General features: G+C 67.5%; 12 protein-coding genes and 2 tRNA genes. 2 read left to right on the top strand and 12 right to left on the bottom strand.

From position 1 onward, the window contains the following. Positions 1 to 285: 285 nt before the first annotated feature. Positions 286 to 2,487, top strand: a complete 2,202-nt coding sequence (locus tag MYK68_RS00070; protein ID WP_247865608.1) for an MMPL family transporter — start codon at positions 286 to 288, stop codon at positions 2,485 to 2,487. A 249-nt stretch (positions 2,488 to 2,736) separates the two neighbouring features. Here the strand turns inward: MYK68_RS00070 and istB are convergent, their stop codons facing one another. The 7 genes from istB to gyrB all read right to left on the bottom strand — a co-directional run bounded on the left by istB (position 2,737) and on the right by gyrB (position 11,296). Further along, on the bottom strand, positions 2,737 to 3,537 hold the full coding sequence (istB, locus tag MYK68_RS00065) for an IS21-like element helper ATPase IstB (RefSeq protein ID WP_283255218.1): 801 nt from the start codon (positions 3,535 to 3,537) through the stop codon (positions 2,737 to 2,739). After that, positions 3,534 to 4,748, bottom strand: a complete 1,215-nt coding sequence (istA, locus tag MYK68_RS00060) for an IS21 family transposase (RefSeq protein WP_247865596.1) — start codon at positions 4,746 to 4,748, stop codon at positions 3,534 to 3,536. The genes istB and istA overlap by 4 nt, the downstream gene beginning before the upstream one ends. Before the next feature lie 134 nt (positions 4,749 to 4,882). Continuing rightward, positions 4,883 to 4,955: transfer RNA gene (locus MYK68_RS00055), tRNA-Ala, on the bottom strand. A 26-nt stretch (positions 4,956 to 4,981) separates the two neighbouring features. After that, positions 4,982 to 5,058 (bottom strand) — tRNA-Ile (locus tag MYK68_RS00050). A 280-nt stretch (positions 5,059 to 5,338) separates the two neighbouring features. Further along, positions 5,339 to 6,457, bottom strand: a complete 1,119-nt coding sequence (locus MYK68_RS00045) for a DUF3566 domain-containing protein (RefSeq protein ID WP_247865607.1) — start codon at positions 6,455 to 6,457, stop codon at positions 5,339 to 5,341. A 61-nt stretch (positions 6,458 to 6,518) separates the two neighbouring features. Further along, positions 6,519 to 9,017 (bottom strand): DNA gyrase subunit A, encoded by a 2,499-nt coding sequence (gene gyrA, locus MYK68_RS00040; protein ID WP_247865606.1) that lies wholly within the window; start codon positions 9,015 to 9,017, stop codon positions 6,519 to 6,521. A gap of 236 nt (positions 9,018 to 9,253) precedes the next feature. Continuing rightward, a complete protein-coding gene (gene gyrB / locus MYK68_RS00035; RefSeq protein WP_283255257.1) occupies positions 9,254 to 11,296 on the bottom strand; it encodes a DNA topoisomerase (ATP-hydrolyzing) subunit B in 2,043 nt (680 codons plus the stop codon). 291 nt (positions 11,297 to 11,587) lie between these two features. On the opposite strand from gyrB, the gene MYK68_RS00030 reads away from it, so the two are divergent. Continuing rightward, positions 11,588 to 12,085, top strand: coding sequence for a hypothetical protein (locus tag MYK68_RS00030; protein ID WP_247865605.1), 498 nt, complete (start codon positions 11,588 to 11,590; stop codon positions 12,083 to 12,085). A 7-nt stretch (positions 12,086 to 12,092) separates the two neighbouring features. Here the strand turns inward: MYK68_RS00030 and MYK68_RS00025 are convergent, their stop codons facing one another. The 5 genes from MYK68_RS00025 to dnaA all read right to left on the bottom strand — a co-directional run bounded on the left by MYK68_RS00025 (position 12,093) and on the right by dnaA (position 18,081). Beyond that, a complete protein-coding gene (locus MYK68_RS00025) occupies positions 12,093 to 12,638 on the bottom strand; it encodes a DUF721 family protein (protein ID WP_247865604.1) in 546 nt (181 codons plus the stop codon). After that, positions 12,635 to 13,822, bottom strand: a complete 1,188-nt coding sequence (recF, locus tag MYK68_RS00020) for a DNA replication/repair protein RecF (RefSeq protein WP_247865603.1) — start codon at positions 13,820 to 13,822, stop codon at positions 12,635 to 12,637. The genes MYK68_RS00025 and recF overlap by 4 nt, the downstream gene beginning before the upstream one ends. A 15-nt stretch (positions 13,823 to 13,837) precedes the next feature. Continuing rightward, on the bottom strand, positions 13,838 to 14,758 hold the full coding sequence (gene gnd, locus MYK68_RS00015; protein WP_247865602.1) for a phosphogluconate dehydrogenase (NAD(+)-dependent, decarboxylating): 921 nt from the start codon (positions 14,756 to 14,758) through the stop codon (positions 13,838 to 13,840). A gap of 34 nt (positions 14,759 to 14,792) precedes the next feature. Beyond that, complete coding sequence (gene dnaN, locus MYK68_RS00010) at positions 14,793 to 16,028, bottom strand: DNA polymerase III subunit beta (protein ID WP_247865601.1); 1,236 nt, start codon at positions 16,026 to 16,028, stop codon at positions 14,793 to 14,795. Between the two features lie 568 nt (positions 16,029 to 16,596). Next, positions 16,597 to 18,081, bottom strand: coding sequence for a chromosomal replication initiator protein DnaA (gene dnaA, locus MYK68_RS00005; protein ID WP_247865600.1), 1,485 nt, complete (start codon positions 18,079 to 18,081; stop codon positions 16,597 to 16,599).

The raw sequence follows: 18,081 nt of genomic DNA, 5'->3' as shown, positions 1-18,081 counted from the left end.
CGGCCGTGAGGTCGAGGCCGTCGACGACGCCGCGGAGGGGATTCCCGGTGTCTAGGTCGTACAGGCTCGCTGCGATCGGGTCGTGAGTCGACCGAGAGCCCCGCTCCTCCATGGGGCTCATCGTAAGGCCAATCAGTCGGAGATCGGTAGATAATCAACTTTAGGTTACTATATCTATCCAGAGACAGTATCCTATGCTCAACTGGATCGAGCGCGGGAGGCACCGATGACAACTGAGCGTCCTGCCACCGGATTCCCGGTGATCCACCCCTGGATCGTCACGGCATGAAGGGACTTCGCCGTCTCTCGGTGACGCCCGCGCCGTCCGCCGGAGAACCCCGCTCACGATGGCTACGGGTAGTCCTGCCAGCCCTCACCATCGTGGCGTGGTTGGTGGGAGCGGCGATCGGTGGCCCGTATTTCGGCAGGGTCGATGAGGTCTCCTCGAACGACCAGACGGCCTATCTGCCCGCCTCCGCGGACGCGACACTCGTCCAGAAGCGCCTGGCCGATTTCCGCGACTCGGATGCCATTCCGGCGATCATCGTGCTGGTCCGCGACGACAGACCGACCGAAGATCAGGTCGCCGCACTGCGGAGTTCCATCGCCGGACTGTCCGATCTCACCGGGGTAGCGCCGGGGCTGTCGCCACTGATTCCCGCAGAAGACGGCCGTGCGTTCGAGGCGATCGTGCCCATCGACGCGGATGCGGACGTCGGGGAGGTGGTCGGCTCGATCGGCGAGCACCTCCGTGCAACCGCTCCCCCCGGAACGGCCGTCTACGTGACCGGCCCGGCCGGCTTCACCGCAGACCTCATCGACGCATTCTCCGGGATCGACGGGATCCTCCTCGGCGTCGCACTCCTCGCGGTATTCATCATCCTCGTCCTGGTCTACCGTTCGCTGCTGCTGCCGATCGCCGTCCTCTCGACGAGCCTCTTCGCGCTCACCGTCGCCCTCCTCGTCGTCTGGTGGCTGGCCAAGGCCGGCGTGATCCTGCTGAGCGGCCAGACCCAGGGCATTCTGTTCATCCTCGTCATCGGTGCCGCGACCGACTACTCGCTGCTCTACGTCTCCCGCTACCGCGAGGCCCTTCGCGTCCAGCAGGACAAGTGGGTCGCCAGCAAGGCCGCACTGCGCGGTTCGTTCGAGCCGATTCTCGCCTCGGGTGGGACGGTCATCGTCGGCTTGCTGTGCCTGCTCCTCAGTGATCTGAAGTCCAACAGCACACTCGGCCCGGTCGCGTCCATCGGCATCGTCTTCGCCATGTTGTCCGCGCTGACGCTGCTGCCCGCGATCCTCTTCGCCTTCGGACGCGCGGCGTTCTGGCCGAAGCGCCCCCGGTTCGAGCCGCAGGCCGTCGCGGACGAGGACGGGATCCCCGCCCGGGGAATCTGGCCCAGGGTCGGCCGCCTCATCCGCCGCCATCCCCGCGCGATATGGGCATGCACATCGCTCGTGCTGATCGCCGGCGCGTTGGGCGTCACCCAACTCCACGCCGAGGGTGTCCCGCAGTCCGATCTCGTGCTGACCGCCTCCGAAGCCCGCGCGGGCCAAGACGCCCTCGGCAAGCACTTTCCCGGCGGCTCAGGGAGTCCGGTGTATGTGCTGACGACGGCGAGCACACTTCAGCAGACCGCCGACACACTCCTGGACACTCCCGGCATCGACGATGTGACCGTGGCAAGCAAGGACTCGGTCTCCGGATCCGCAGCGGTCACGAGGAACGGAATCGTCCCGATCGGACCGCCCGGTGCCGCCGCTCCGGCACCGACGGTGGTCGGCGGGCAGGTGCTGCTGCAAGGCACGCTGGCCGACGCGGCAGATTCGGATGCGGCCGAACACACGGTTCGAGATCTGCGCGCACGTCTCGCGGACACCGGGAGCGACGCGCTCGTCGGAGGGGTCACCGCAACCGCCGTCGACACCAACGATGCCTCGATACACGACCGCACCCTCATCATCCCGATCGTGCTCGTCGTGATTCTCCTCATCTTGATGATCCTGCTGCGTGCGGTCGTCGCGCCGGTGCTCCTGGTCCTCACTACCGTGCTCTCCTTCGCGACCGCGCTCGGCGTCTCCGCCTTCGTGTTCGACTACGTCCTGCATCTCCCTGGGGCGGACCCGGCCGTGCCGCTCTACGGTTTCGTGTTCCTCGTCGCCCTCGGGATCGACTACAACATCTTCCTCGCCACCCGGATCCGTGAGGAGGCACGCGTGCACGGGACACGTGACGGGGTGATCCGCGGGCTGGCCGTGACCGGAGGGGTCATCACCTCCGCGGGTCTGGTGCTCGCCGCCACCTTCGCCGCGCTCGCGGTGATCCCGATTCTGTTCCTTCTGCAGATCGCGTTCATCGTCGCATTCGGCGTGCTTCTGGACACCTTCCTGGTACGAGCGCTGCTGGTGCCCGCCCTCTTCTACGACATCGGCCGCACCATCTGGTGGCCGTCGAAGCTGAGTACCGAGCCTCCGCGCGCGCCATAGGCCCGCATGAAGGCGTGGACTCCTTCGATCACGGTCTTGCGCATACCGTCGAGGTCGACCGCGGCGGGGTTGGGCTGTTCGTTGTCCTGAGTCGCCGACATCCCCGTCGGCCACGGGAAGCGACAGCGGACCCGCCGCGCCGGCAGCGATGCCGAGGACCAGAGAACACCGGTAGAACTCGAAAGTACCGAGCGGTGTCGGCGGCGGTCGAAACCTGAACGGTTTCGGCGGTCCAAAAGTGAACAGTCTCTAGTCTAGGTTTTCTTGTTCGGCCTTGATGCTGGGAAGTGTTTCCAGGCCTCTGTCGCGTAGTCGGTAGGACGCTCCTTTGAGGGCGATGACGTCGGCGTGGTGGACGATGCGGTCGATCATCGCGGCGGCGACGACTTGGTCGCCGAACACCGCACCCCAGGAGCTGAATGGCAGGTTGCTGGTGAGGATGAGTGAGGCGTGTTCGTAGCGGGATGAGACCAGTTGGAAGAACAGGTTCGCGGCGTCTTGTTCGAAGGGCAGGTAGCCGACTTCGTCGACGATGATCAGTCCGTATCGGCGCAGACGCGCCAGTTCAGCGGCGAGTCGTCCTCGCTCGTGTGCTTCGCTGAGCCGGGCTACCCATTCGGTGGCGGTGGCGAACAGGACGCGGTGTCCTTGGTGGCAGGCGGCCACTGCGAGGGCGGTGGCCAGGTGAGTCTTCCCGGTGCCCGGTGGCCCGAGGAGCACGACGTTGCGATGCTCGGCGAGGTAGGCCCCGGAGGCCAGTGCCTGGATCGGGCCTCGTGCTGTGGGCTGGTGGTCGAAGTCGAAGTCATCGAGCGTTTTGGTCGCGGGCATGCCGGCGGCGCGGATCCGTAGCCGGGCGCCCGAGGCGTTGCGGGCGGCGACTTCGCGTTCCAGGACCGCGGCCAGATAGGTTTCGTGGGTCCAGCCCGAATCGCGGGCGTGGTCGGCTAGGCGGGCGGCCGATTCGGTGATCCGCGGGGCTTTGAGGACCGCAGCGAGGTGAATGATCTGTTTGATCATCGCGGCGTTGTCGGAGACCGGTGGGTTCATGGGTGGCTCACTTGCTCGGGGTCCAGGCCGAAGGCCCGGTCGTAGTCGGCCAGATCACGCATCATCGTCTCGGCCTCGGGTCGGGTCACGGGTTGTTGAAACGTAGTGCGCAGGGTGCCGGCGATCCTCACGTGTTCGGGGTCGGTGACGACCATGCGCCGGGCCCACCGCCGCTGGTGGACAGCGACCACGCGGCCGCCGTGGCGGACCTTCACGGTCTCCAGATCAGCCGAAACGTCCACGCGGGCACCGATCGCGCGGGGATCGACGGAGTAGTCGTTGGTGTCCACGCGCACGTAGTAGTCCCGGCCCAGCCGGATCTGGTTGTGCCAGCCCACATGCAAGACCGCTGGCGGCAGCGCCAGCATCGCCGCCTTGTCGGCGGCCAGCAGATCAGCTGGGCGCGCCTTGAGAGTGCGCACCACACGCTGATTCGCCGTGGCGAGCCACTCGGTGAACTGGTCGTTGAAATCGGCTGGCGAACTGAACGTGCGGCCCGGCATGAACGAGGTCTCGAAGAACCCGTTACGGCGCTCGACAATCCCTTTGGACTCCGGATCACGTGGACGCAGCAACACGAACTTGGTCGCCAGCGACCCGGCGAACACCGCCGCGGCCTCAGTGGGGTTGCCACGCCCGATCCCGGGCTCGTTGTCCCAGATCAGGCGGCGCGGTACCCGACCGAGTTGACCCAGCAGCTCCCATGACCCCAACAGCAGATCAGTGCTGGTGCGAGTCGGAATCATCCGGCCATACATGTACCGGGAGAATGCCGGAACCATCACCAGCACCGGCAACAACGCCCGCGAACCATCCTCGAGCACGAACTTGTACGGCGGGAACCACAAATCGCACTGCGCAGCATCGCCGGCAGACCAGGACAGCCGATCAGCCGGATCGATCCGCGCGCCCTCGGCGCGAACCCGTTTGACGTTGTCGCGGAACCAGCGAATCGACCCGGTCCAGCCCACCCGCTCAGCCAGCACCGTCGCCGGCATATCCGGGGTCTGGGCCAGCAACTCACGCACCCGCGCCTGGAACGGCGTGAACGACGTCGGCGCCGCAGACCGCTGATACCTCGGCGGCTCATGTGACCCGACAGCCTTGATCACCGTCGTCCTGCTGATACCCAACTGCTCAGCAATCCGCTTGTTCGGCACACCATCAGCGGCCAGCCTGCGGATCAACGCCCAATCCTCCAAAGTGATCACCCTCCAATCGTCGGCAGAGTGTTCACTTTTCAAGCGCCGTTAGTGTTCAGTTTTCAAGCGCCGTCGACAAGCGGCCGGCCGACTCGACCGACGACATCTCTTGACTCGTCGCGGGAGCTTGTTCACATACGTTGTGGAGCCTAGGAGATTCGAACTCCTGACATCCGCCTTGCAAAGGCGGCGCTCTACCAACTGAGCTAAGGCCCCGGACCGGCGGGAACCGGAGGGAATCGTGGTGGGCCTAGGAGGACTTGAACCTCCGACCTCTTCGTTATCAGCGAAGCGCTCTAACCGCCTGAGCTATAGGCCCGTGAACCGAGATGGAACATTACCCGACACCACCGCGAACTGACAAAACGGCTGGTCACGACACGTTTCGACGGGGCTCAAAGGGCGGCAGGACGGGGCTCACCGAGCAGCCAGACGAAGCTGAACGAGCCGACGGGCGACGGCTGAACGAGCGGACAGTCGAGACCTAACCAGCGGACAGTCGAGACCTAACCAGCAGAGAGGCACGACCCGACGAGCGGACAGACGGGGCTCGACAGGCCACCTCGCCGGGGCTCGACGAGCCCGGCGAGGCCGGCCGGTCAGTCCAGATCGGCGAGGGTCACCTCGACGCCGCCGACCACGTCGGCGCACACGTTGTAGATGTACGCCAGGATGGTCGCGAGCGCGGTCAGCACGATCGCGGCGAAGACACCGAACAGCGCCGAGAAGCCGAAGACCTGGCCGGTGCTGATCAGGTCGCCGCCGCTGCTGCTGCCGTCGGCGCTCACCAGGGTGCCGAAGGAACTGTTGATCTGGTCCCAGACACCCATCCCGGCGAGCACGCCGTAGAGCACCGCGATCGCGATCATCCAGATCAGGAAGCCGGCGATCGCCAGGACGCCGCTGACCTTGAAGATCGACCACGGATCCACCCGGCGCACCTGCACGGCTGCGCGAAGAGGGGTGCCGATGGTCGACGACGCCGGGATGCGCCGCACCGCGGCACGGTCACCGTCCGCCTTGGCCCCCGTCTTGTGGATGGCGTCCAGATCGGGCTTGGGTCCCGCCGGCGACGCGACCGGCGTCTTGGTGGTGGCCGCCGTCGGAGCGGAGTGATCTCGGCTCCGCTCAGCCGACAAGTCGGGATCGGCGACGCCCGGGCGCGGCCCCGGACCGGTCACCGCGGTACCGGTGACGAGCTTCCCGAGACCGGAACCGCCCTTCGGACCACCGGGCCCCGGACCATGCGGGCCGGGCGCACCCGGCTGTCCGGGTCCCCCGGGGCGCGGACCGGGCCCACCCGGGCCCTGAGCCGGACCGGGCGGGCTCTTCACGGCCGCGGCCGCCGCACCGGCGGTTCCGGGAGCCGGTTTGCCGCCTCCCGGGCCACCGGCACCGCCACCGGGAACCGGAACGGCCTGCGTCGGAGGAGCCTTCACAGGAGGAGCGGGAGGAGCCGGAGGAGTCTGCCCCGACGGCCCCTTCACCCCGGGGCCACTCTGCACCGGAACCGCCCGCGTGGGCGCTCCCGACGAGCCGTCACCGGGCACACCGGGCGCCGGCGGACCGACTGTGGCGTCCCCGGTGAGCTGCTGCGCCGCTTTCGCCACGTCTCCCGCGGTGAGTCCCGTATTCGAGGTGGTCTCGCCCCGCTGCCAGGGCGTCGGCATGGTGCCGCGCTCGGGTGCGGTTTCCTCGGGCTCGTTGGCTTTGCTCACTGACAGATCCTCACTGGACGGGTTGCTACAACCCTAATCGGTGCGGCCACGTTTCCCCGGCTTACGCCTCGGCGTCGTCGGGGTCCGGCTCGTCCGCATTCCGGGCAATCGCCAGAAGGCTGTCACCGTCGCCCAGGTTCATCAGGCGCACACCCTTGGTCTGGCGACCGGCCTTGCGGACCTGCTTGGCCATCGTGCGGATCACGCCGCCACCCGAGGTGATCGCGTAAACCTCGCTGTCGAGATCGACGATGATCGCGCCCACCAGTTCGCCGCGCTTGGGGTCGTACTGGATGGTGAGCACGCCCTTACCGCCGCGTCCCTGCGCGGTGTACTCCTCGATGTCGGTGCGCTTGGCGTAGCCGCCCGAGGTAGCCACCAGCAGGAACGTATCGTCCTGCACGACGTTGAGGGAGAGCAGCTCGTCGTCGGTGTTGAACCGCATGCCCTGCACGCCGGAGGTCTGCCGGCCCATCGGGCGCAGCGTCTCGTCGTCGGCGTGGAAACGGATCGACTGGCCCTTCTTGGAGACCAACAGCAGGTCGTCGTCCGGGCCGCAGAGCTGCGCGCCGACCAGTTCGTCGTCGCCGCGCAGGTTGATCGCGGCGATGCCGCCGGAACGGTTGGAGTCGAAGGCGTCGAGCGCCGACTTCTTCACCAGACCGTTGCGGGTGGCGAGCACCAGGTACGGCGCGTCGTCGTATCCGCTGATCCGGATCACCTGGGCGATCTTCTCCTCCGGCTGGAAGGCCAGCAGGTTGGCGACGTGCTGGCCGCGCGCGGTGCGGTTGGCCTCGGGCAGCTCGTAGGCCTTGGCCCGGTACACGCGGCCCTTGGTGGTGAAGAACAGCAGCCAGTCGTGCGTGCTGGTGACGAAGAAGTGGGCGACGATGTCGTCCTGCTTGAGCCCGGCGCCCTGAACACCCTTGCCGCCGCGCTTCTGGCTGCGGTAGAGGTCGGTCTTGGTGCGCTTGGCGTAGCCGGTCTCGGTGATCGTCACGACGACGTCCTCGCGGGCGATCAGATCCTCGTCGGCCACGTCGCCCTCGGCGGCGATGATCCGGGTACGACGCTCGTCGCCGTACTTGTCGACGACCTCCTTGAGCTCGTCGCGCACGATGGCACGCTGCCGTTCGGGGCGCTCCAGGATGTCCTTCAGATCGGCGATCTCGCGCTCGATCTCGGCCAGCTCGTCGATGATCTTCTGGCGTTCCAGGGCGGCCAGGCGGCGCAGCTGCATCGCGAGGATCGCGTCGGCCTGGATCTCGTCGACGTCGAGCAGGTCCATCAGGCCGCTGCGCGCGATGTCGACCGTCGCCGACGCCCGGATCAGGGCGATCACTTCGTCGAGTGCGTCGAGCGCCTTGACCAGGCCGCGCAGGATGTGCGCGCGCTCCTCGGCCTTGCGCAGCCGGTAGCGGGTCCGGCGCACGATCACGTCGATCTGATGCGCCACGTAGAGCCGGATCATCTGGTCCAGGCGCAGGGTGCGCGGCACACCGTCGACGATCGACAGCATGTTGGCGCCGAAGTTGGTCTGCAGCTGGCTGTGCTTGTACAGGTTGTTCAGCACCACGCGGGCGACGGCGTCGCGGCGCAGCGTGATGACGATGCGCATGCCTGCGCGGTCCGACGACTCGTCGTCGATCTTGCTGATGCCCTTGAGCTTGCCGTCGCCCACCTGCTCGGCGATCGACTGGATCAGGTTGTCGGGGTTCACCTGGTACGGGAGTTCTGTGACCACCAGCGTGGTGGTGCCCTTGTTCTCCTCGATGTCGACCACCGACCGCATGCGGATGCTGCCGCGGCCGGTCATGTACGCGTCCTTGATGCCCTGGCTGCCGACGATCAGCGCGGCGGTCGGGAAGTCCGGACCCTTGACGACCTCCATGCACGCGGCGAGCGTCTCCTCGTCACCGGCATCCGGATGCTCCAGTGCCCAGAAGACGGCCTCGGCCACCTCGTTCAGGTTGTGCGGCGGGATGTTGGTGGCCATGCCGACCGCGATGCCGCCCGAGCCGTTGATCAGCAGATTCGGGATGCGCGACGGCAGCACCGTCGGCTCATCGGTCTTGCCGTCGTAGTTCGGGACGAAGTCGACGGTCTCCTCGGTGATGTCGCGGAGCATCTCCATGGCCAGCGGCGTGAGCCGGGCCTCGGTGTACCGCATGGCGGCGGCGCCGTCGTTGCCGCGGGAACCGAAGTTGCCCTGACCGTCGATCAGCGGGTACCGCATCGACCACGGCTGCGCGAGCCGCACCAGGGCGTCGTAGATGGAGCTGTCGCCGTGCGGGTGGTAGTTACCCATGGTCTCCGAGACCGGGCGCGCGGACTTGACGTAACCGCGGTCCGGGCGGAAGCCGGCGTCGAACGACGCGTACAGCAGACGACGATGCACCGGCTTGAGACCGTCGCGGACCTCGGGCAGCGCACGGCCCACGATCACGCTCATCGCGTAGTCGATGTAGCTGTTCTGCATCTCCTGGCCGAGATCGACCGGCTCGATGCGGTCGTGGGTGACGGCGGCCCCGTCGTCGGGCACGTTGGTTTCGTCGCTCATGGGATCACTTTCTGGGGGTTCTCGACGGGCTCGGCCGGCGGAAAGAGTTCTCTATCCGGCCGGGAACGGCGTGGGCGGGCCGAGTCGTCGAGGTGGCGGCGTTGGTCGGGGGTTTCGACAAGCTCAACCGGCTGGTCGTGGCTCAACCGGCTGGTCTTGGCTCAACCGGCTGGTCATGTCTCACCCGGCTGGCTAAGCGTCTCGGCCGGCTCGCTGGTCATATCTCAACCGGCGAATCAGACGTCGAGGAAGCGGACGTCCTTGGCGTTGCGCGCGATGAAACCACGACGGGCGACGACGTCCTCCCCCATCAGGATGGAGAACAGTTCGTCGGCCGCGGCGGCGTCGTCGAGCGTGACCTGCTTGAGGATGCGCACGGCGGGATCCATCGTGGTCTCCCACAGCTCGCTGGCGTTCATCTCGCCGAGGCCCTTGTAGCGCTGGATGCCGTCGTCCTTGTTGATCTTCTTGCCCGCGGCCAGGCCGGCGGCGAGCATCACGTCGCGCTCGCGGTCGCTGTACGCGAACTCCGGCTCGGCGCCCTTCTGCCACTTCAGCTTGTAAAGCGGCGGCTGCGCCAGGAAGACGTGGCCGTGCTCGATCAGCGGCCGCATGAAGCGGAACAGCAGGGTGAGCAGCAGCGTCGCGATGTGCTGGCCGTCGACGTCGGCGTCGGCCATCAGCACGATCTTGTGGTAGCGCAGCTTGGCGAGATCGAACTCGTCGTGGATGCCCGTACCGAACGCGGTGATGATCGACTGGACCTCGGCGTTCTTCAGAACGCGGTCGATGCGGGCCTTCTCGACGTTGATGATCTTGCCGCGGATCGGCAGGATCGCCTGGTACATCGAGTCGCGGCCGGACTTGGCCGAACCACCGGCCGAGTCGCCCTCCACGATGTAGACCTCGCACAGGCGCGGGTCCTTGCTGCGGCAGTCGGCGAGCTTGCCGGGGAGACCGCCGATGTCGGTGGCGGTCTTGCGGCGGACGAGTTCGCGGGCGCGTCGTGCGGCCATCCGGGCCTGCGCGGAATCGGCGGCCTTGCGAATGATGATCTTGGCCTCGGCCGGGTTGGCCTCGAACCAGTGACCGAGCGCCTCGTTACAGGTGCGCTGGACGAAGCCCTTGACCTCGGTATTACCGAGCTTGGTCTTGGTCTGGCCCTCGAACTGCGGGTCGGCGACCTTGACGGAGATGACGGCGGCCAGACCCTCGCGGATGTCGTCGCCGGTGAGCTTGCCGTCCTTCTCCTTCACCAGCTTCTTGTCGAGCGCGTACTTGTTGACGGTGCTCGTCAGCGCCGCGCGGAAGCCCTCTTCGTGGGTACCGCCCTCGTGGGTGTTGATGGTGTTGGCGAAGGTGTGGACCGACTCGGAGTAGCCGTTGTTCCACTGCATCGCGATCTCCACCTCGTGGCCCTCGCCCTTGGCGGAGAAGTCGATGACGGTGTTGTGGATCGGGTGCTTGGTGCGGTTGAGGTGGCGGACGAAGTCGACCAGGCCCTCGGGGTAGTGGTACACCCGCGAGCGGACCCTGGCGATGACGGTCGCCTTCTCCTCGTCGGACTTGATGCTGGCGTCGTCGTCCTCGACGTCCACCTCCGCCTCGGCCTCGGAGACCCGCTCGTCGGTGAGGGTGATGGTCAGGCCCTTGTTGAGGAAGGCCATCTCCTGCAGGCGCCGCGCGATGGTCTCGGCGCTGTACGTGGTGGTCTCGAAGATCTCCGGATCCGCCCAGAATCGGACGGTGGTGCCGGTCTTCGCCGAATCGCCGATCCGGTTGAGCGGGGTCGGCTTGGCGTAGTCGTACGCCTGCTCGAAATGCCCGCCGTCGCGCTGGATCTCCAGTTCGACCTTGGTCGAGAGCGCGTTCACCACGGAGATGCCGACGCCGTGCAGACCACCCGACACCGCGTACGAATCGGAGTCGAACTTTCCGCCGGCGTGCAGCTGGGTCATGATGACCTCGACCGCGGGCACACCGGTCGCATGCATACCGACCGGCATACCGCGGCCGTCGTCGACCACCTGAATACCGCCGTCGGCCAGGACCGTCACGTCGACGCGGGTCGCGTAACCGGCCATCGCCTCGTCGACGGAGTTGTCGACGACCTCCCAGATCAGATGGTGCAGGCCGCGCTCACCGGTCGAACCGATATACATGCCCGGGCGCTTGCGGACGGCCTCCAGGCCCTCCAGGATGCTGATGGAATCGGCGCCGTACTCCCCGGACTTACCCTTGGCCGGCTTCTTCGATTCAGACTTACTGGTGTCGGCCACGAGACGCGTCCGCTCCTTCTCATAGAGAACAGTTACCGGCCAGTGTACTTCGAAGTCACGCAGAACCACAGTTTGGCACGGCCTGAAGGCGCCCCAGATCGGCGAATCACGGTGCATCCGCCTCAGATTGTGTCCGGAACCGGTTCCGCGCCCTCTCGGGCCGATGAGGCCAGCTGCGGCAAATCCGGATGCGCGAGTACGAAGATTGCTACCTTCCACGAGTGATCAGCGATAACGTCCGCACCGCCCGCGCCATCGGATTCAGCCGCCGGGAGATCGGAGAAATTCGCCGTGCTCGGCGGGGCGGCGGCGGTCGTCGCGGCCTGCGGCGGCGAGTCGACGGACAACATGGCACTGCGGAAATTCGTCGCGGGCACCTGGTTCTTCGGCGACGGTCCCTACTCGAACGGCACCGACAATTTCGTCACCGTGTCGGCGGGCGGCAACTTCGTCACCAACGTCTACCCGCACAGCGGACGATGGGAGTTCGTCGACGGCCGCATCCAGATATTCAGCGACGAGCCGTCGGCGAGTACCACCGGCAGCGGTGCGTTCGCCGTCGCCTCCAACGTCCCCGCCCAGGTCAAGGACACGGTGATCGACTGGAAGTACTCCGACGACGACGCGTTCAGTGTCCCCGTGCGCTGGGACAAGTCCACCGAGACGCTGTATTTCACCGGGCGGGACGGCTACCGCGGGGGGACCTTCGAGATCGCAGTCTCCCGCAAGCCACAGCCGGCGCGCCCGTCGAGCTCACCGTCATCGGCGAACCGGTCCTGGTGGTGGTGACGGCCGGTCAGCCATAGGTGTCGCGCGGGCCGCGACCGGAGACGTGCAGCGGGCCTTTCCGCCACGACGGCGCGGACGGGCCGCTGATCCGAAGGCTCTTGACCACACCGTCGCCGGCCACCGCGGAGATCTTGGCGACGATCTGGGCCGACAGGTAACGCAGCTGCGTGGCCCAGGCGGTGGAATCGGCGCGCACGTGCAGCACACCTTCGGACAGGTGAGTCGGCTCGGCGTGCGCGGAGATCTCCTCGCCGACGATCGACGGCCACTGCCCGATCACCGTGCCCTCGCTGATCTTGGCCGACCAGCCCCGAGAACGGGCGACGGCTCCGGTCAGACGTCCGAAGGGCTGCGGGTCACGACTGTCCGGACCCGCTCCCGACCAGCGCTTACGACGACGATCCCCACTCTTCCGGGCGGTCGAGCGGACCGGTCCGGACCGGCCGTGGCCGACGTTCTTGCCCGCCGCGCGGGCCTCCGCCCGCGCCTGCTCGAGCGCCCGGCGAGCCAGTTCGTACCCTTCGCTGTGGCCGTCGGCCGCATCGTTCGTCACTGCTCCGCCCTTTCGTCACCGATGATCTGCGAGCGTCGCCGACCATCTTCCTCGGTGACTCCGACAGCGATCCGCCTGCCGCGCAGCGCGGCGGGGATGTCCTCGCCGACCGCGGCGGTCAACAGCAGCTGCTCGGCCGACGCGGTGAACTCGGCCAGTTTGCTGCGCCGGGCCGCGTCCAGTTCGGCGAAGACGTCGTCGAGCATGATGACCGGTTCGACGCCGTCGGCCCGCAGCAGATCGACGCACGCCAGGCGCAGGGCCAGCGCCAGCGACCACGACTCACCGTGGCTCGCGAAACCCTTCGCGGGTTCCTCGCCCAGATTCAGCAGCAGGTCGTCCCGGTGCGGACCGATCAAGCACAGTCCGCGATCGATCTCCTTGCCGCGCACCTCGGTCAGCCGCTGCGCCAGCACCTCGCGGATTCCGGCGATGGACTCATCGCCGCCCGGGCTCTGATCGACGTCCGGCCCCGCCGCCGACCGGTAAGCGATCTGCGCCGGTCGTGAATGCGGAGCGATCGACGAATATGCCTGCGCGACAAGAGGATTCAACTGTCGTACGACGCTCAGCCGCTCGGCCGTGACCTCCGCACCGAATTGCGCGAGCTGCCCGTCCCACACGTCGAGCGTGCTCATCACCGAGTCCGCCTCCGCCGACGAACGACGGATCGCCGCTCCCGCGGTCTTCAGCAGCGCCGACCGCTGCCGCAACACCCTGTCGTAGTCGGCCCGCGCGCCGGCGGCGAGCGGCCGCAGTTGTACGACGATCTCGTCGAGGAACCGGCGCCGCTCCCCCGGCTCGCCGCGGACCAGCGCGAGGTCTTCCGGTGCGAACAGCACCGTGCGCAGGATTCCCAGGATCTCGCGCGTGCGCCGGACCGGCGCGGTGTTCACCGTCGCCTTGTTGGCGCCCTTCTCCACCACGGTGAGCTCCACCGACAGCTCGCGGCCGTCGTTCTGCACGGTGGCCCCGATCCGCGCGGCCGAGGCGCCGCTGCGGACCAGTGGCGCATCCGAGGAGACTCGATGCGAGCGCAGAGTAGCCACGTAGAAGAGGGACTCGAGCAGGTTGGTCTTACCGAAACCGTTGCGGCCCACGAAGATCGTCGGCTCGGGCTGCAACTCGAGTTCGACGTGCTCCCACGACCGGTAGTCCCTCAGTGCGAGTTCGCGAACGAACATCCGGCACTCACGACATCATTCCGCCGGGGTCGCGGTTTCCCCGACGCTGCGACCCTGCTGGTCGACCATCGCGTGACCACCGAACTGGTTCCGCAGCGCGGACACGGCCTTCAGCGCGGGCGAGCTCTCCTGCCGGGAGGCGAAGCGCGCGAAAAGCGCCGCCGAGATCACGTTCAGCGGAACGGCGTGGCGCACACCCTCCTCGACGGTCCAGCGGCCCTCACCGGAATCGGTGGTGTAGTCGGAGATCTCGGTCAGCCCGGGATCCTCCTCGAGAGCCCGGACCAGCAGGTCGAGCAGCCACGACCGCACGACCGTCCCCTGGGTCCACGCCTTGAGCGTGCCGGTGACGTTCTCGATCAGCGGCTCGGCCTGCAGCAGCTCGTAGCCCTCGGCGTAGGCCTGCATCAGGCCGTACTCGATGCCGTTGTGCACCATCTTCGCGTAGTGCCCGGCGCCGACGGGTCCGACGTGGACGAAGCCGTTCTCGCGGGGACCGGCAGGACGCAGCGCATCGAAGATCGGCTGGACCTTCGAGACGTCGTCCGCGGAGCCGCCGACCATCAGCGCGTAACCGTTCTCCAGACCCCAGACGCCACCGGAGACACCGCAGTCAAGATAGCCGATTCCCTTGGCGCCCAACAGATCAGCGTTCGGCTGGTCGTCGGTGAACCGGGAATTGCCGCCGTCGACGACGACGTCGCCCGGCGAGAGCAGACCGGCCAGCTCGGCCACCGCGTTCCGGGTGATCTCCCCGTGCGGCACCATCAGCCAGACCACCCGCGGACCGTCGAGACGGTCCACCAGCTCGGCGAGGCTCGCGACGTCGCTCACCTCCGGGCGCGGGTCGTAGCCGATCACCTCGTGTCCGGCGGCCTTGATCCGGGTGCGCATGTTGGCACCCATCTTTCCCAGACCGACAAGTCCCAGTTGCATGTGCGGATTCCTCTCGACAGGGGCGACGGCCGGCTCAGCCCGGCAGCCGGACCGGCATCAGCAGGTAGCTGAACTCACTGGCGGGTGCCAGGTAGCTTCCGGATTCGTCGGCGACCGGCTCTTCCTCGGACGCGGGACGCAGCACGGCGGGCCGGATCGCGGCACGGCGTTCGCCCGAGCCGTCCGGCTCCGGGTTGGTGAAGCCGAACTGCACCGTCTTCGCACCGATCGCGGCGAGGCCGTCGAGTAGGTAGTTCGGGTTGAAGGCGATCAGGATCGGCTCGCCGTAGAACTGGACGTCGAGCGATTCCTCGGCCTTGCCGGCCTCGTCGCCGCCGGCGGTGAGCAGCACCGAGTCGCCGGAGAAGTCCATCCGGATCTGCGCGCCGCGCTCGGCGACCAGGGACACACGCTTGATGGCCTCGATCAGCGAGGCGCTGTCGACCGAGGCGACCGAGGTGTGGCTGGCCGGGAACAGCTGACGGAACTTGGGGAACTCGGCGTCGAGCAGGCGCGTGGTGGTCTTCTTGGCACCGACCAGCGTCGACGAGCCGTCGTCACCGGCGCCGGTGGTGACGCCGAGAATGCCCTCGGCGCCGATGGCCTGTCCCGAGCCGAAGGCGAGGGCGACGCTGCCGGCGTGATCGGCGCCGGCCGACTTCGCGGCCTCGGAGAGGGTCTTGGCCGGCACCAGCGCGGCACCGGTGGCGTTGGGGTCGCGCGGCTCCCAGGCGATCTCCCGGACCGCGAGGCGGAACCGGTCGGTCGCGGCGAGCACGATGCGGTTGCCGTCGATCTCGACGCGCACACCGGTGAGCATGGGCAGGGTGTCGTCGCGTCCGGCGGCGACGGCGACCTGCGAGACGGCCTCGGCGAACAGGCCGCCGGGCACGGTGCCGGTCTGCTCGGGGACCTCGGGAAGCTCGGGGTAATCCTCGACCGGCATGGTCGGCAGCGAGAACTTGGAACTGCCGCAGGCGATCGCGAGCCGCGCGCCGTCGATCGTGACCTCGACCGGCTTGTTCGGCAGGGCCTTGGTGATGTCGGCGAGCAGGCGGCCGGAGACCAGCACGGTCCCGGGCTCGGCGATCTCGGCGGAGATGGTCTCGGTGGCCGACACCTCGTAGTCGAAGCCGGCGACCTGCAGGCCGGCGTCCGTCGCGGTCAGCACCACGCAGCCGAGGACCGGCACCGGCGGACGAGACGGGAGGCTGCGGGCGACCCAGGCGACGGCTTCGGAGAACTCGTCGCGCACGACACGAAACTTCATCTGCTGTGATTGCCCTTCTCGACGTACCGGCCGGTGCAGCCCGCGCACCGACCCGGCGATGGATGATCGCCGAATCCCACTGTAGAGCCCGAGGACGTGGTCGTGTGGCCCGGGCGCTGATCCGGGTGCACGACGGGACCGGTCCGGCTTCCGGGAACGGCCCGCGCACTGTGTATCCACACGCTTACTTCTAAAAGAAGATCTTTAAAGAGAAATACTTCTTAGTAATAAGTCCTGTGCACGCTGTGCACAACTGGGCATCGGTGCAGGTGGCGTCGAGTGTCGTCATCGACAGGCTCGGTGGACTAACCACGTGCACAACTTCGCGGGCCTGTGGACACGATCGGTGATCCACCGTCCGTCCCGGCTCCGTCCACATCTGAGGGGCCGGTTGTCACCATGCTGTCCACAGGGATTCGCGATGCGCTCACCTGGGGTTTGTCCGTCGACGACGATGCGGGAACGCCGCCGGCCGGCGGGATGAGCGCCGGTCGGCAAGTCTTGCGCTGAGGTTGAGACTCGAGGGCGGGAGGCCGGTGGCGGACCGAGATCCGCGACTTCCCCGCCGTCAGCCGCGGGCGCGCTGACGGATCAGCGCGGTGAGCTGCTGGACGTCGTTGTAGACGTCCGAACTGGTGCGCATCAGTTCCTTGATGCGACGCTCGGCATGCATCACGGTGGTGTGATCGCGGTCGAAGGCCTCGCCGATGCGCGGAAGCGACAGGTCGGTCAGCTCGCGGCACAAGTACATGGAGATCTGGCGTGCGCGGACGACGGGGCGGACCTTGCTGGGGCCGCGGAGATCGTCGATCGAGATGTCGAAGTAGTCCGCGGTGATGGTGATGATGCCGGCGGCGCTGATGTCGGGATTGGTGGAGTCGGGCATCAGCTGCTTGAGCACCACCTCGGCGAGACCGAGGTCGAGTTCGGCGTTCTGCAGCGAAGCGAAGGCGGTGACGCGGATCAGCGCGCCCTCGAGTTCACGGATGTTGCGCTCGATGCGGGAGGCGATCAGCTCGAGGACCTCGTCGGACACGTCGAGCTGATCCATCTGCGCCTTCTTGCGGAGGATCGCGATGCGCGTCTCCAGGTCCGGTGGCTGCACGTCGGTGATGAGGCCCCACTCGAAGCGGGTGCGGAGCCGGTCCTCCAGGGTCGCGAGTTTGCGCGGCGGCCGGTCGGAGGAGATGACGATCTGCTTGTTGCTGTTGTGCAGCACGTTGAAGGTGTGGAAGAACTCCTCCTGGATGCCCTCGCGGCCCTCGAGGAACTGGATGTCGTCGACGAGGAGCATGTCGACGTCGCGGTATCGGCTCTTGAAGGCCATGGTGCGGTCGTCGCGCAGCGAGTTGATGAAGTCGTTGGTGAACTCTTCGGTCGAGACGTACTTGACCTTCATCCCGGGGAACAGGCGCTGGGCGTAGTGGCCGGCGGCGTGCAGCAGGTGAGTCTTGCCCAGCCCGGACTCGCCCCAGATGAAGAGCGGGTTGTAGGCGCGCGCCGGGGCCTCGGCGACGGCGACAGCCGAGGCGTGCGCGAACCGGTTCGAGGTGCCGATGACGAAGGTGTCGAAGGTGTACTTCGGGTGCAGGCGGGTGGTGCTGTCGGCCGCGGGCATGGCGGTCTGCCGGTCATCGAAGTACGCGGCCCAGTCCCGGGTGCCGCCGGCCTGGACCTCGGCGGGCCGTTCGTAGGTGCCCGACGGCGGGTCCGCGGGCGCCGGCGGGGCGGTCTCGGCGGGTGCGGGATCCGGGCGCGGCGGAGCGTCGTCCGGTGCCTCGGCGATACGCACCGCGACCTCGACGGGTTCACCGAGATGGCGGGTGAGCGCGGCGCCGATGATATCGCGCAGATTCCGTTCGATCTGCTCCTGGACCAGGGCGTTCGGCGCCGTGAGCAGGGCGAATCCGGAGGTGATCGCGAGCGGGTTCGCCAGGCTCAGCCAGGCCTTCTGCTGCCGGGAGAGCGGATTGGCATCGGGGGCCTTATCGTCGGTGAGTTCGGCGACGACGGTCTTCCAGACCTCACCGAACGAACCGTGGTCGTCGGCCAC

This window comes from Gordonia sp. PP30 (genome assembly GCF_023100845.1).
Lineage (GTDB): Bacteria > Actinomycetota > Actinomycetes > Mycobacteriales > Mycobacteriaceae > Gordonia.
The sequence above is the reverse complement of the archived record's forward strand: the minus strand, read 5'-3'. Positions and strand labels throughout refer to the sequence as shown.